General features: G+C 33.6%; 16 protein-coding genes. All 16 read right to left on the bottom strand.

Going from position 1 to position 15,613, the window contains the following annotated elements; translation table 11 throughout:
* Window positions 1–97: 97 nt before the first annotated feature.
* On the bottom strand, window positions 98–1,327 hold the full coding sequence (locus PW52_RS03945) for a murein hydrolase activator EnvC family protein (protein WP_044631608.1): 1,230 nt from the start codon (window positions 1,325–1,327) through the stop codon (window positions 98–100).
* On the bottom strand, window positions 1,327–2,097 hold the full coding sequence (locus PW52_RS03940; protein ID WP_044631607.1) for a DUF4292 domain-containing protein: 771 nt from the start codon (window positions 2,095–2,097) through the stop codon (window positions 1,327–1,329). Before PW52_RS03940 ends, PW52_RS03945 begins: the two co-directional genes overlap by 1 nt.
* Window positions 2,097–3,437 (bottom strand): tetratricopeptide repeat protein, encoded by a 1,341-nt coding sequence (locus tag PW52_RS03935; RefSeq protein ID WP_044631606.1) that lies wholly within the window; start codon window positions 3,435–3,437, stop codon window positions 2,097–2,099. The genes PW52_RS03940 and PW52_RS03935 overlap by 1 nt, the downstream gene beginning before the upstream one ends.
* A gap of 69 nt (window positions 3,438–3,506) precedes the next feature.
* Entirely contained in the window at window positions 3,507–4,526 is a 1,020-nt protein-coding gene (locus tag PW52_RS03930; RefSeq protein ID WP_044631605.1) for a sugar phosphate nucleotidyltransferase, read from the bottom strand.
* Between the two features lie 87 nt (window positions 4,527–4,613).
* The gene (dut, locus tag PW52_RS03925; protein ID WP_044631604.1) at window positions 4,614–5,048 is read right to left on the bottom strand and encodes a dUTP diphosphatase; all 435 of its coding nucleotides are present in this window, start codon (window positions 5,046–5,048) and stop codon (window positions 4,614–4,616) included.
* A gap of 36 nt (window positions 5,049–5,084) precedes the next feature.
* On the bottom strand, window positions 5,085–6,545 hold the full coding sequence (locus PW52_RS03920) for an oligosaccharide flippase family protein (RefSeq protein ID WP_044631603.1): 1,461 nt from the start codon (window positions 6,543–6,545) through the stop codon (window positions 5,085–5,087).
* Window positions 6,546–6,734: 189 nt separating this feature from the next.
* Window positions 6,735–7,595, bottom strand: a complete 861-nt coding sequence (gene atpG / locus PW52_RS03915; RefSeq protein ID WP_044631602.1) for an ATP synthase F1 subunit gamma — start codon at window positions 7,593–7,595, stop codon at window positions 6,735–6,737.
* Between the two features lie 90 nt (window positions 7,596–7,685).
* Window positions 7,686–9,266 (bottom strand): F0F1 ATP synthase subunit alpha, encoded by a 1,581-nt coding sequence (gene atpA / locus PW52_RS03910; RefSeq protein ID WP_044631601.1) that lies wholly within the window; start codon window positions 9,264–9,266, stop codon window positions 7,686–7,688.
* A 65-nt stretch (window positions 9,267–9,331) separates the two neighbouring features.
* The gene (atpH, locus tag PW52_RS03905) at window positions 9,332–9,868 is read right to left on the bottom strand and encodes an ATP synthase F1 subunit delta (protein ID WP_044631600.1); all 537 of its coding nucleotides are present in this window, start codon (window positions 9,866–9,868) and stop codon (window positions 9,332–9,334) included.
* 6 nt (window positions 9,869–9,874) lie between these two features.
* Window positions 9,875–10,375, bottom strand: a complete 501-nt coding sequence (locus PW52_RS03900) for a F0F1 ATP synthase subunit B (RefSeq protein ID WP_044631599.1) — start codon at window positions 10,373–10,375, stop codon at window positions 9,875–9,877.
* Window positions 10,376–10,479: 104 nt separating this feature from the next.
* Window positions 10,480–10,668, bottom strand: coding sequence for an ATP synthase F0 subunit C (gene atpE, locus PW52_RS03895; protein ID WP_004569351.1), 189 nt, complete (start codon window positions 10,666–10,668; stop codon window positions 10,480–10,482).
* Between the two features lie 40 nt (window positions 10,669–10,708).
* Window positions 10,709–11,854: a F0F1 ATP synthase subunit A gene (gene atpB, locus PW52_RS03890; RefSeq protein WP_240475146.1), complete on the bottom strand. Its 1,146-nt coding sequence runs from the start codon at window positions 11,852–11,854 to the stop codon at window positions 10,709–10,711.
* 116 nt (window positions 11,855–11,970) lie between these two features.
* Entirely contained in the window at window positions 11,971–12,342 is a 372-nt protein-coding gene (locus PW52_RS03885; RefSeq protein WP_082050827.1) for a DUF6168 family protein, read from the bottom strand.
* 2 nt (window positions 12,343–12,344) lie between these two features.
* A complete protein-coding gene (locus PW52_RS17325; RefSeq protein WP_240475145.1) occupies window positions 12,345–12,572 on the bottom strand; it encodes an AtpZ/AtpI family protein in 228 nt (75 codons plus the stop codon).
* Entirely contained in the window at window positions 12,544–12,951 is a 408-nt protein-coding gene (locus tag PW52_RS03880) for a bactofilin family protein (protein WP_044631598.1), read from the bottom strand. Before PW52_RS03880 ends, PW52_RS17325 begins: the two co-directional genes overlap by 29 nt.
* A 13-nt stretch (window positions 12,952–12,964) precedes the next feature.
* Window positions 12,965–15,556: a type IX secretion system periplasmic lipoprotein PorW/SprE gene (gene porW, locus PW52_RS03875; RefSeq protein ID WP_240475144.1), complete on the bottom strand. Its 2,592-nt coding sequence runs from the start codon at window positions 15,554–15,556 to the stop codon at window positions 12,965–12,967.
* Between the last annotated feature and the right edge of the window lie 57 nt (window positions 15,557–15,613).

Raw genomic sequence — 15,613 nt, 5'->3', positions numbered from 1 at the left:
AGCAAATTTGTATCGAGAAGTATTTTTGAACTTAACAGTGTAAATTAAATTAAGGCAAACAACATTTTATTAAATTTCATTTATCTTAAAAAACACACTACATTTTATACAACCAACTTGCTGGGTTTTGTGTATTACTGTCTTTAGAAATAATAAAACTTAATATTGTTTCGCCATTACCAGGATTGGTAAATACCTCGCCAATGGCCTGCTTTGTAGAAACCTTATCGCCTACTTTTACATAAACCTTACTTAAATTTTTATAAATACTTAGGTAGTTTCCATGCCTAATCATTACAATTGGGTTTACGTTTCGCATTTTTAAAATCTCACTAACTTCTCCATTAAAAATAGCTCTAACTTGCGCACCTTTTTGAGTGGTAATTCTAACACCATTACTTTTAATGGTTAAACTTTTATCGATTGGGTGGCGCTGTGTTCCATAACCCAAACTCACGTATCCATTATCTACTGGCCATGGCAATTTCCCTCGATTGGATGTAAAATTTGATGCTAATACCTTTTCTTCAGGTGTTAAAGCAAAACTTTTAGAACTTGAACTTTTACCCGCTTTGGTGTTCGATTTTGCAATAGCAGCCTTAATTATTTTATCTATTTCGGCATCAATTCTGTTTACCTCGCGTTGTTTTTGCCTTATTTGTGCTGTATAAGTCGATAGGTTTTTTTGTATAGATTGCATTAAGGCTTCATGTTCCTTTCTGTCTTCTTGCAAGGTTTTTTGCACTTGTCGGTTTTCGGCAATTAACGTGTTTTTTTCTTTTTGTTGATTTAGCAGCTTCTTGTTTGTTGCCTGTAATTCTAAGGTTTTAGTTTTTATACTTTCGCCCTGTTTTTTTTGATGATCGGCGTATTGCTGAATATATTGCAAGCGCTTGTAAGCCTGTTTAAAGTTATTTGAAGACAGTAAAAACATAATTCTGCTTTGTTTGTTTTTACTTTTATAAGCCTTAACCACCATAGCGGCATAATCGTCTTTTAAATCGGCTAATTCCTTACGTAAATTTGTTATTTTTTTTTGATTATCGTTTATTTCCCGAGTTAATAAATTGGCTTGTTGATTGGTCACTTTAATTAAGTTTGAAAGCACGTTAATTTTATGATTAACGCCTTCAACTAAACTTAACTGCGATTTTTCTTTGGTTTTATTATCGGCACGTAATTTATTTAACTGCTCAATCTGGTTGCGCAATTCTTGGCGACGTGTTTCTAATTCTTTTTGTTTATTGTTTTGAGAAAATGCCATTGTACTTACCAATACAAGGGTAAATACAACATTTTTAAAATATGATTTTTTAGTAAAATCCATTAAAGTTCTATGGCTTTAAAACCAGAAGGTATTTTAAACGGAAATCTTAAATCTTCGTTTAGTACAACATTTTTAAACTCCAAATTTACAATTAACTCTTCATTTTCTTCAACAGCAACTACCTTTATTTCTTCAGGTAAACTTTGGTTATTAATATTTTGATGACTTAAGTAATTAATTTGTAAATCTCTTTGCTCTACTGGTTGCAAAATGCGTTGCGATTTAACCTTTAAGATACTAGGATCGATTAAAAATAATATATCAAATAAGTTACGTTGTACTTTTGGCTTTACCACATAATTTCCATCGGCAACTTCGGCTTCATAATCACTTGTATTTAAATTATAAATAGTTTCTCCAATAAGTAAATTCTGCACTTTATAAAAATCGAGTTCTGTACCTAATAAATCACTTAAATAATTATAATCGCCATCAAAATAAGTGTTATCTAGCTTATTATAAAAACTTACTTTTTCTGGTGTTATCATAGCTCGAATTACCGAAAAAGGAGCGTTTATCCAAATAACTTCGTCCATTTTACTTCGGTAAGTAACCGTGTACGATTGTGTTTTTCCTTTTTGAGTTAGGGTTAACTTTAATTTAGATTGTAACGTTTTATAGGTCGCTACACGTTTTGCGTTTTCCTTAATTAATTGCTTCGTGTTTAAATTTAAATTGGCTTCACCATTTGTAACTGTTTTAGCCGTTTTACAGCCAAAAACAAAGACAACCAACCCTAAAATAAAGCTGTATTTGATATGTTTTATCATTAATTTGAAGATTCTAATTTTTGCGCTTTATCATTAAACGTTTTAGCCTTTTGCGTATTGTTTAGCAAGGTATAAGCTTTACTTAATTGTTTATAAAAATCGGCTTCCATTTTAGTGTCGTCTATTATAAAATCTAAACCCATTTCCAGAGATTCCAATGCTTTTTTTGGGGTATTTAATTCGTTTAGCGCAACACCATTTACAAGATAAAATAACGGCTGTGACGGATATTCTTCTAAAGCTGCACTACTTTTTTCTTGGGCTAATTTATACTGTTTTAAATCTATATATAACAGCATTACGGTACGCAACACATTAAAATTATCGGGCTCTAGTTGAAGCGCTGTTTCAAAATACTCTAAAGCCTTCGTTTTATCGTTTTTAGATAAATGATATTGCCCCAACTCAATTAAGGTTTTGCTATTATTGGTGTTACTTACCAAAGTGGTAGCTTCAACCAAATCTTGTTCATATTCGGGGTTATCGCTAACAAATTGCACAAAATCGGTAAGTACTTTCAGTTTTGCTTCAGGCTTAATTTCGGTACTTTTAACAACTATTTTCATCGATTCAATAGCATTTTCAGCATCGTTTTCATCTAAATAAAACTTATAAAGCGCCAAATGAACCAATTGCGATTCCGGATTCATTTTTAATAACTCTTTAGCTGTTGCAAAAGCTTTTTCTTTTTCATTGTTTTCGCTGTAGCGGAAGATTAGCGCCAAGTAATTCGATTCTTTTTGAGGATTATTATCTACCCTATCTTGTAAGTTTTTAATTTGATCTTTTTTCCGTCCGGTTATTTTATAAATTCTATTTCGCATTAAATCCCGTGATACCGAAACTCCATGTTTCGCATCCATTTGATCTAACACTTCTAAGGCCTCATCAAATCTTTCAGATTTCAGATATAGTGAAGCCAAATCTTCTTCGTAATCAGGATGATATTTCACTAATTGTTTTACCGTTTTTATGGCATTTTTATAATCGTTTTGCGACGCGTAATAGCCATACAACTCGTCAAGATACCATTCGTTATTAGGATCTTTACTAACCGCTTCTTTCAAAGCATCTTCAGCAGCACCAAAATTTTTAAGTTGCATGTAATTTTTACCTAATTCGAAATATAAAACGGGCACCGATTTATCTATTTCAATACATGCTAAAAGGGCCTCGGCCGAACGGTCGTAATTTTCTATACCTTTTTGCTTTAATGCTTCGTAAAATAACTCTTGAAACTTATCGTCGTTATCGCCTAAATCGTCATTTTGAGCAAAGGACAACCTAGGAATTAAAACAATTCCGAAAAGGAAAATTAATATGTAGATGTTTTGTTTCATAGTTTTGAAATTCTACCAAAAACACTTCAATTGCATTTATCGCAACCTTAACTTAAGAAAAAATCTTACTTACTCCAACACAGAATAATCTCCAATGCTTATACTAGTAAAATTACCATCATATTTTACGTGATTACCAATCATGGCATTATCTAAATTAGCATTTTTTATGGTGGTTTCAGTTTGAATTAAACTATTTTTTATGGTTGTGTTTTCAAAGACACAACCTCTACCAATAGACACATTTGGTCCAACAGTTGTGTTTTTTAGCACCACATTTTCACCAATAAAACAAGGTTCTATAATTTCTGAATTCTCAAGTATAACTGATGCATCAACAAGTATTTCTTCTGCATCAGTCGCCAGAAATCCTAACATTTTACCATTGGTTTCTACTGTTATTTCTTTATTTCCACAGTCCATCCACTCGTCTACCTTTCCTGTTTTAAAAACCTTTCCATCTGTCATCATTCGTTTAATTCCATCGTTAATTTGGTATTCGCCTCCATTCATAACGTTTTCATCTAAAACTTCTTGTAATTTATTTTTTAAAATTTCTATATCTTTAAAATAATAAATACCAATTACAGCTTCATTGCTAACAAAATCTTTTGGTTTTTCAACCAATTCTATAATTTCTTTATTTTTATTTAGCTTAACAACACCATATGCTTGAGGATTTTCAACTTCCTTGGTCCAAATTACGCCATCTGCATCCGGGTCTAAATCGAACTCTGCACGAATCAACGTGTCGGCGTAAGCAATAACCGCTGAGCCAGAGAGCGATTGTTTGGCACACATTATGGCATGCCCTGTTCCTAATGGTTTATCTTGACGATAAATGGAGGCTTTAGCACCCAAACTACTGGCTAATTCGGTTAAACTTTGCACTACATCATCGCCAAACCAAGCCGCATCACCTAAAACAAAGGCAACTTCTTCTATAGGTTGTTGTAATACTTTGGCAATATCACTTACCAAGCGATGAACAATAGGTTTTCCTGCTACAGGAATGAGTGGTTTAGGTACGGTTAAACTATGTGGGCGTAATCGAGAACCTCGACCAGCCATTGGGACTATAATTTTCATATTTCATGCCCGCGAAAGCGGGTGTCTTTAATTTAACTTTATATTATTACAACAAATAGCTAAAAGTTTAATAACAATTTACAAATGCTATTTTACTCCAGTGCTTCCAAAACCACCTTCACCTCTAGCGGTTTCAGAGAGCTGTTCTACAGTTTCCCACTCGGCGCGGTCGTGTTTTGCAATTACTAATTGCGCAATGCGCTCGCCGTTGTTAATTTCGAAATTTTCATTGGATAAATTTACCAAAATTACACCTATTTCGCCTCTATAATCGGCATCGATAGTTCCTGGGGCGTTTAGTACAGTTATGCCTTTCTTTGCCGCTAAACCGCTTCTAGGGCGTACCTGAGCTTCGAAACCAACAGGAAGCTCCATGTATAAACCTGTACCAACAATGGTGCGCTCTAACGGTTTTAAAATACGTGATTCGGATAAATTTGCTCGTAAATCCATTCCTGCAGATGCCATGGTTTCGTAATGTGGCAATTCGTGGTTGGATTTGTTTACTATTTTTATTTTCATAAGCCTATTTTCCGTCTTCCCAAAGGGAAGCGGCTTTTATTTGTTAATTAAACTCTTTATTGTCTTTTTTTCTGAAACGTAAACGATTATCAAAAATACAATTAACATTGATATCCCTACAAAATAATTACCTCTAAATTGGTAAAACGATATAACAGAAAACAAAACCGACCCAAACAAATACACGCTTATTTTTTTTACGTTATATGGAATTGGGTAATATTTCTTCCCAAAAAAATAGGACGCCAACATCATACTTGCATAGGCTGTTAACGTAGCAATTGCCGAACCTTTGTAGCTCATAATAGGAATTAACCAAAAGTTTAACACTAATGTGAGTAAGGCTCCAAAAACCGAAATGTAAGCTCCAAATTTTGTTCTGTCGGTTATTTTGTACCAAACCGATAAATTGTGATAAATACCTAAACAGAAATTTGCCAATAATATTATAGGCACAATCCACATGGCTTGCCAATAAGCTTCGTCGCCTATAAAAATAACCTTTAAAACATCGGCAAAAACCACAACGGCTAACAAAATTACAGAACCAAATATTACAAAATATTCTAAAATTCTAGCGTAGTTTTTTTGAGGATTTTCAGTTTTTGCATGACTAAAAAAGAAGGGTTCTATTCCTAATCGATAAGCAGTTGCAAACAAAGTCATAAACAACGCCAATTTATAACATGCCGAATACATACCAATTTCGGTTTTGGCAATGTTTTCTGGTAATAATTTATCGAGTAAAATTCTATCGAAAGTTTCATTTATTGAAAAAGCAACACCAGCAATAAGCACCGGAAATGCATATTGCATCATTTGTTTCCAAAGGGTTTTATTGAAGCTGTATTTTATTTTAAAATAAAACGGCAACATGAATAATATTGTCACTGCGCTTGCCACTAAATTGGCTATAAATATGTAATTAATCTCGAAGTTTGGTTTATAAATACTATCAAAAATAGCATTGCCATTTGCCAAATCTTTCAACCATAATAATAAAAACAGATTTAATCCTAAGTTAATTACAACGTTTAAAATTTTTATAATCGCATATTTTATTGGTCTCGCATTGGCACGTAACCAAGCAAACGGAATGATAACAAGTGCATCGAGAAGCAAAATCCAAATAACTAGATTTATGTAAGCTTCTTTTATATCGGTTAAAACAGAAATTTGTTTTTTAAAAATGAAAGCTAACCCAAAAAATAGAAAAGATGATATTACTAACGAAATAGCTGAAGTACCAACAACCTCTTCTTTATTATCATCTTTATTATAAAACCTGAAAAATGCGGTTTCCATGCCATAAGCAAGAATAACATTAAACAGTACGAAATAAGAAAAAACAAGTGAAACATCGCCGTAATCGGCCACCGATTTTAAAACACTTTCGTCGGTATGTAATCGTACTAATAAAAAGCTCAACATTCTGGGTAAAACAGTTGCCAAACCGTAAATAAATGTTTGCTTAAATAGTGTTTTTAATCCGCTCAATTATTGAATATTTCTAGTTGGTTAAAAATAACCTTTTAATTTGCTTTAGCCAAAAGTAGATTGTTGGATATTGCTAAGTTCGCTTTAAATATCTGGTTTAGTTATAAAATATATCCATAAAAAAACCTCACTAAAAGTGAGGCTTTTCAATTTATGTTGTCTGCTTCAAAAAATCGAGCATCAAATATATTAATTATTTAAAGCTTCTGCACCACCAACAATTTCAAGAATTTCGTTAGTAATAGCAGCTTGACGTGCTTTATTATAAGTTAATTTAAGCTGATCTCTAAGTTCTGTTGCGTTATCTGTTGCTTTATGCATTGCCGTCATACGAGCACCGTGTTCTGATGCAAATGAATCGCGAATACCTTTATACAAATGAATTTTTAACGACTTAGGAATTAGTTCTTCTACGATTTCAGTTTTTGATGGTTCAAAAATATAATCTGTATTCGCATTAGCTTCACCTTCAACTGGTACTAATGGTAAAAACTGCTCGGTCATTACAATTTGTGTTGCCGCGTTTTTAAATTTGTTGTATACAATTTCAATTTTATCGAAATCTCCAGCAACAAACTTCTCCATTAAATCTTCTGCAATTGCAGCCACATTATTAAAAGTTAAATCATCGAAAACAGTACTGTTATCGGCAATAACTTTGTTCGTTTTTTTAAACGCATCGTTAGCTTTTTTACCAATTGCTACGTAAGACACCTCTTGGTTGGCATACGTTTCTTCGGTAAGTCTGTTAACTGCTTTTATAATGTTCGAGTTAAAAGCACCAGCTAAACCTCTGTTAGAAGTAATCGCAACTATTAAAACCTTTTTTACTTCGCGTTGCGTCGCATAAATACTTCCAGAATCATCATTTAACGTCGCACTTAACGTTTGTAACAACTCTGTTAATTTATCTGCATATGGACGCATTGCAGTAATAGCATCTTGAGCTTTCTTTAACTTTGCAGCCGATACCATTTTCATGGCACTGGTAATCTGCATGGTTGAAGATACCGTTGATATTCTATTACGTATTTCTTTTAAGTTTGCCATTTTTTCCTATTTGTCATTCTGAGTTTATTTCAGAATCTTTTTAAAAAATTATGAGATCCCGAAACAAGTTCGGGATGACATTATAATGGTTTAAGCTATATATTTAGCCGATAATTCTTTTGCTACGGCTACTAAAGTATCGGTTACTTCGTCTGTTAATTTACCAGACTTTAATGTATCTAAAACATCTCTGTGTTTAGCATTTAAGAACTCGATATAATTTGCTTCAAATTCTTTTACTTTATTTACAGGAACGTCTTTTAATAAGTTTTTAGATCCTGCATAAATAATTGCAACTTGATCTTCAACTGTAAACGGGTCGTTTTGTGCTTGCTTTAAGATTTCAACGTTACGTTTACCTTTTTCAATTACATTTAAAGTAGCGGCATCTAAATCTGAACCAAACTTCGCGAAAGCTTCTAACTCACGGAACTGTGCTTGGTCTAATTTTAACGTACCCGATACTTTTTTCATTGATTTTATTTGCGCATTACCACCAACACGAGATACCGAAATACCTACGTTAATTGCAGGACGAACACCAGAGTTAAATAAATCTGACTCTAAGAATATTTGTCCATCGGTAATAGAAATTACGTTTGTTGGAATATATGCCGAAACGTCTCCCGCTTGTGTTTCAATAATTGGTAAAGCTGTTAACGAACCACCACCTTTTACTATTGGTTTAAGGCTTTCTGGTAAATCGTTCATTTCTTTAGCGATATTGTCATCGTTAATTACTTTCGCCGAACGCTCTAATAAACGCGAGTGTAAGTAGAAAACGTCACCTGGATACGCCTCACGTCCTGGTGGACGACGTAATAATAAAGATACCTCACGGTATGCTACTGCTTGCTTCGATAAATCATCGTAAATAATTAAAGCAGGACGACCAGTATCTCTAAAATACTCACCAATTGCAGCACCCGCCATTGGCGCGTAAACTTGCATTGGAGCAGGATCTGATGCATTTGCCGCAACAATAGTAGTATAGGCTAAAGCACCTTTATCTTCTAAAGTTTTTGCAATGTTTGCTACTGTTGAAGCTTTTTGCCCAACAGCAACATATATACAATATACTGGCTCACCAGCATCGTAAAATTCTTTTTGATTTAAGATGGTATCGATACAAACTGTTGTTTTACCAGTTTGACGGTCACCAATAACAAGCTCACGTTGTCCACGACCTACAGGAATCATAGCATCGATAGACTTAATACCCGTTTGTAATGGCTCGGTTACAGGCTCACGATAAATAACACCAGGCGCTTTACGCTCTAATGGCATTTGGTAAGTTTGTCCAGCAATTGGGCCTTTACCATCAATTGGGTTTCCTAAAGTATCAACCACACGGCCAACAATACCTTCACCAACATTAATAGAAGCAATTACACCTTTTCTTTTTACTGTAGAACCTTCTTTAACTGCTTTTGAAGCACCTAATAATACAATACCTACGTTATCTGCTTCAAGGTTTAAAACGATACCTTCTAAGCCGCCTTCAAATTCTACTAACTCGCCATATTGTGCGTTCGATAATCCGTAAGCACGTACAATACCATCACCTACAGTTAATACAGTTCCTACCTCATCTAACGAAGCACTTGCTTCGAAACCTGATAGTTGTTGTTTTAAGATTGCTGATATTTCAGCTGGTTTTACTTCTGCCATCTTTTGTTTATGTTTAAATGTCGCTTTGAAACATTTCGACTATGCTTAATGTTACAAAACGTTTTTTAATTCAATGTAAATTCTTGTTTTAGTTTATTAAGTTGGTTTGCTACGCTTGCGTTGTATTGTATATCGCCAATTCGTAAAATAAAACCTCCTAATATAGTCTCATCAATAACGTTTTTTATTACAACTGTTTTACCAGTAAGCTCCTTAGCTTTTGCTAATACTTTTTCCTCAATTGCTGGTGTAATGGGCACAACTGTGGTTACTGTTGCTAATTCTACACCTTTTGAAGCATCAAATAACGCATTGTATTTTTCTGCAACTTGATTTAAAATATTAATTCGTTTATTACTTATTAATGTATTTATTAAACTTAAAGTTGATTTGTCTGTGCCTTTAAAAACTTCGTTTAATACCGATTTTTTTACGGCCGAAGTTATTACTGGACTTTCAAGCATATCACTTAAGTCTTTGCTTTCTGCTATGGTGTTTGCAATTAGCTTCATATCGTTATTTACAACCTCGGTTGTATTTTGATCTGTTGCTAAACTAAACACGGCCTTAGCATAACGTATGGCTGCTCTTGATCCAGACATGCTTTATTAGTTTAATGATTTTTCATCTAACATTGTTTCAACCAATTGTAATTGTTTGTCTTTGTTAGATAATTCTGTACGTACTACTTTCTCTGCAATTTCTAAAGAAATACCAGCTACTTGACTTTTAAGTTCTGCCATGGCCGCATTTTTTTCGCTTTCAATTGATGCTTGTGCTTGAGCAATCATTTTATTTGCTTGCTCTTGAGCTTCAGTTTTAGCATCTTCAATCATTTTATCTTTAAGTTCGCGCGCTTCTTTAAGCATCGTTTCGCGTTCTGCTCTTGCTTCTTTTAACAATCTGTCGTTATCTGCTTGAAGATTTTGCATTTCTAACTTCGCATTTTCAGCCGATTCTAATGCATTTTTAATACCATCTTCGCGATCTTGTAAAGAATTCAAAATAGGTTTCCATGCAAATTTGCGCATTAATAATATTAAAATTATTAAAATGATGGCTTGCATGAAAAACAAACCTGGTGAAAAATCGTTTAATAACTGATCCATGTTTTTTTATTAAATGGGTTATTTATTGTTTAATTGTTTTAAAAACCAGAACCTGCAACCAACCGTTACAGGTATTCTGGTTTTTTGTTTTTAATGCGGAAATATTATTTTCCTAAGATTAATGCACCGAAAGCTAAACCTTCTAATAATGCACCGATGATGATCATCGCAGTTTGGATTTTTCCAGCTGCTTCTGGTTGACGAGCAATACCTTCCATTGCTTTACCACCAATTTGACCTAAACCGATACCTCCACCGATTACGATTAATCCTGCTCCAATTAAATTGTACATACTAATTGATTTTAAATATATTAATTAAACAAATTTATATTTAGTGATGCTCGTGTTCTTCAACAGCCATCCCTATAAATAACGATGATAACATCGTAAAAATAAACGCTTGTAAAAAGGCTACCAATATTTCGATAACCGATATAAATAATGCTAACACCAACGACATTCCTGTTGATGCAACAGGACCAAAGGCTTCTTTCATGGTAATCATTAAAGCAATTAAGCTCATTACCACAAAGTGACCTGCCGTCATGTTTGCAAATAAACGCACTAATAAAGAGAATGGCTTAATTAAAATAAAACCAACCAACTCGATTACTGCTAAAATAGGACGTAATATTACTGGTACACCTGGCATCCATAACGTATGCGCCCAAAAATCTTTACTACCGCTAAACATATAAATTAACATGGTAAAAATAGCCAAACATACCGTTACTGCTATTTGCCCTGTTACGTTAAAGCCAAGTGGCGTTAATCCTAATAAGTTTAATATCCAAATAAAGAAAAACACGGTTAACAAAAAGCCCATGAATTTTCTATATTTTTTCTCGCCAATATTTGGCTTTGCAATTTCGTCGCGCACATAAATTACTAATGGCTCTAAAACACGACCTACTCCAGTTGGAATCGTTTTTCCGTTTTTATAACCTCTAGCTAATGCACCAAACCCTAAAAACATTAAAAGCGCTGCTAGCAACATACCAAAAACACTTTTGGTAATAGAAAAATCTAAAACCTTGTGAGCGTTTGTTGCATGGTGATGATCGTCGAATTCTACTTCGTGAGCACCAGCTTCTAATTCGTAAATTTTACTGTGGATTTTAGTTAAGTGTACACCATCTTTCTCTACAACAACGTGTCCAGCATCATCATGATGAAATTCTGAAGACATAAAAGTTCTTAACCCTTCGCTTGTCCAAACAATTACAGGCAACGGAAAACTTACATGCGAACCGGTTGCATTATCTGTATAAAAATGAAAATCGTGAGAATCTTTTAAGTGATGTTCAATATACCCCTTAATTTCTTCTGGAGTATCAACTTGGTTTCCTTTAGTGTGTTGGTTTTCATGGTCGCCTCCATTAGCAAATACTGCAAATGAAGCTGTTAATGTAAACAATACGACTAAAAACTTGATAGATTGTTTTGCTATCATAATTTCTTTTCTAAATAATAACATTTAGGCTTTGTAAAATTTTGTGCAAATGTAAACAATAATTTAAAAAACCAAGGCCTTTTTTTGTTTAGTTTTATTTAACACTTCAATATTGTATTTATTTTGCTTAAACACCTAGTTTATTTGCTGTTAAGAAGACGCGCTACAGCAATAGCTTCAATAATTAAAAATAAGAATAATGGTATAACTAAGGCAACCGATTCTACTTTAAGCAAACTTTCTTTAGCAAATACCGATTCTTGAAAAATTAAAACAAAGGCACCAATTTTAAAAAACATAAGCATTAAATAGGCATAACCAGCCTGATTTGGTAGTTTATCGGCTGTAATTTCCACACACAAATACACTAAAAATGCGGCAATAGCATGAAATACATATACTTGCCATAATTTAAATGAAAGTGTTGTTGTAATTAAATAATCGTGCAAAAAATAGGATGAAAACAATACGCCAATTACAACTAGCGTAAAAACAAGTATGCGTTTAATCAAATTTAATCGTTTTTATTGGTAATGTTTAAAACCTGCCTAATAATAACATACATCGCTAAAAAAACAGCTAAAAGTGTTACAATTTTATAATACAGCTGGTTGGTGTTATTAAATTTAACATCGAGCCATTCCCCAAGCAAGCTACCTAAGTAAATGGTGACACCCATTTGTAGAGCCATGGTTGTAAACCTAATGTATTTATTAAACTGCTTTTGCGGTTTTTCTGTCACTTTTTCCAACTTGTTTTACCGCACCTTGCATACTACAAGACACATTAAAAGTCGCGCCTGGTTCTACAGCTAGTTTTCCTGCTACAACTTCGCCTTCTACATTTGCAGAAGCTTTTAAAGTTAAGGTACCAGATAGTGTTAATTTACCCGAAAAATCACCTTCAAAATAAGCATCGGTACCATTTAAAGTACCTGTTATCGCTCCTGTTTTACCTAAAACTATTTTGCCTTTTGTGTTTACATTACCTTCAATAGTGCCATCAATTCTAAAATCGCCTTCACTATTAATATCGCCAACCAATTTAGTGCCTTTAGCAATAATATTTTGGCTTGAGCTTGTATCTGCCATGTGTCGTTCTTTTTTATTATCTGAAAACATAACCTGTTAGGTTTTAATTGTTGTTTAGGTTTAAAAATACATTTAAATATTTATGCACTTGTATTATTTGATAATTCGTTGAAGAAACCGCAATAAATGGTTCTTTTATTTTTTCTTGATCTTCGTCGTTAAACAATTGCGTAAAGGTTTTTGCTACGGTTTCCGATTTTATACCATGCACCACTACAAATGTTGTTTCTGTATCGTAAACATCAACAGATGCTGTTAAACGGTAATACCTAACATGCTCTAAAACCTCATCTAAAGTTGTTTTAAATGCTGTTATTTTTTCTGGATTGTTACTATTAAATTGATATACTACCTTATAATTATCGCTTGTATCACCATTGCCAGTTGCAGCAAAATTAGCATTTGCGAGTTGCGGTAAAACATTAGTTTCAATATGCTGCGCTTGTTTTCCTTCGGGTGTATTGGCATAAGTTAGTGCCACATTATTTATCGCTTCTTTATAGGCGTCGTAACCATATAATCTTCCCATTGCTGTTGCCCTTAACAACGCGAATTTTGGCACCAGTACATCACCTTCGTAATCGTTTATAAACGCTTCGGTCGATTTAATAACCTCGGCATATTCCTGATTCTCGTGTTTCGCAAAAAGTGCCGCATAAATATTTTCCGGACTGTTTTCATCTTTTTCAGATACCGCATCTGGATTGGTTAATATTTTTGCGTAACGCGAATCTGGAAAACTCGAAATAATATCTACTTTTAATTTTGCAGCTTCACTTTCTTCTCCTAACAATTCATACAACTTATAAAGGTTATATTTTGATGGTAAAATAAAACGTTCTTCCGGTTGGCTATCTAGTAAATTTAAAAATCTATTTTTCGATAATTCGTATTCCTTAAATCGTTCTTTATAAATTAAACCAAGTTGATAGTAAGCAAAATTTCTATCTTTTTTAATACTATCGATTTCTTTTTCGGTTGAAGGTATTTGAGATAAATAAAACTCAGGGTTGTAACGTACATTTTCGGTTGCTAAAGCTTCAACATTGTTTTCTGAAGTGTTTGAAACCTCCGAAATACTAGAAATTTTTGTCGACCATCGCCAATTATCTTCTAACGGACGATTACCCCAAACTTTTACAAACTCATTTTTACCATAAGCCAATGTTGTTGGGTTATAAAAATAAAACAATGCCGCTTGCCCTTGCTGGAAACTAACTGGCGGCCCAAAACCTGTACGTGGCGCATTAGAATTTTTAATTCCTAAATTATTGGTAGCCGTATTGGTTTCTGCTTCAGCTTGCGCTTCTGCCAATGCTTGTTCGGCTTCGTCTTTAACTTTTAAATCTTCTATATAACGCTCAAAATAAGACAATCGCAATGATTCTGGCAGACTTATTAAGGTTAAAATACTGTCGTTAGCCTTAGCAATAGCTTCATATTGAATAACATCGTCTAAATTATCGCGTTTACGTTTCATAACCCGATAAGGTTTCGAGTTAAGTTTTTGATTTAGCATGGTGCTATCATAATATTTACCTGCTTCGGCATAAATAGTCTCATCAAAATTCATATCGCCTAAAATCTCGTATGTTTTGGCTTTTAAAACTTTGTCAATGGAGTTAGCTCGTAAAGATTTATTATAATAAACTACGGCTAAAGAATCTTTATTATTTTTTAAATGAAAGGTGCCAATTTGGTGATAAATTTTATCTAAAAACGGACGATTTTCACGGTTTTCTTCAAGTTTAGTAAGTAATTCTTGTGCTTCAATTTTGTTTCCGTTTTCGTAATCGAAGTTTTTTATTTTTTCTAGATAAGCCGAAATTAAATAAATTCTTGGAATACGACGGTTAAGCTCTATAACTCGATCGAAAGCGTAATTGGCGCTATCTTTTATTTCTAACTGATTGTATAATTGCCCTTGAATAAATCGATATCTACCACGCTCGTCGCTACTTTTTGTAGCATTTGAAGCAACTTCTAGCAAGGTTATTGCCGTATCTACAACCTTAAGATTTAAATAGGCTTGAGCCATTATTGATGTAGCATCGGCTAAATCTTGACCTTCAATTTCTTCCTGCTTTAACAGACGCTTTAAATTTTTAATAGCCAACTCGTTATTATCTAAACGAATATTGGTTTTTTCGCGCCAAACTTTAGCTTGATTAATTTTATCGCTAGCTGGATATTTATAAAGTATGTAGTTGAAAGCCTCTAGCGCAGGAATAAAACGTTGGTCGAAATAACGCGCTTTACCTAAAAGCAGATAAGCTTCATCTATTTGCGGATTTTTTTCTTTTCCGCCAATATTCATGCTGTGTTTTTGTATGGCTTTTACCGCTTTTTCTTCGGCACGCGTAAACTGCTCGTTTTTAGATTGCCCAGGCAGCACAATTTCGTCGAAAACCTGCATGCGCTCAATAGGTAAAACTTCCCAATAATTATCGAAATAAGCATCGTTTAGAGCATTTCGGCCTTCGGTGAAAGCAATTTGTCCGTTGTAAAGTATGTTATATTCGGCCGTAACCGCATGAAAATTTCTGCTTAAAAATTTATCTTTTTTTCTGGAGCAACTAGCCACAAAAAAAACGATACTAAAAACGAATATGTATTTTAACGATTTACTAAACAAGGTTCATATTTTACCATAATAATAACTTTAAAGGCTTGCCATTATTATATTTAACGG

Source organism: Neotamlana sedimentorum, from assembly GCF_000943565.1.
Classification (GTDB): Bacteria; Bacteroidota; Bacteroidia; order Flavobacteriales; family Flavobacteriaceae; genus Neotamlana; species Neotamlana sedimentorum.
Note: the sequence above shows the minus strand (reverse complement) of the source record. Positions and strands in the feature narration are given on the sequence as shown.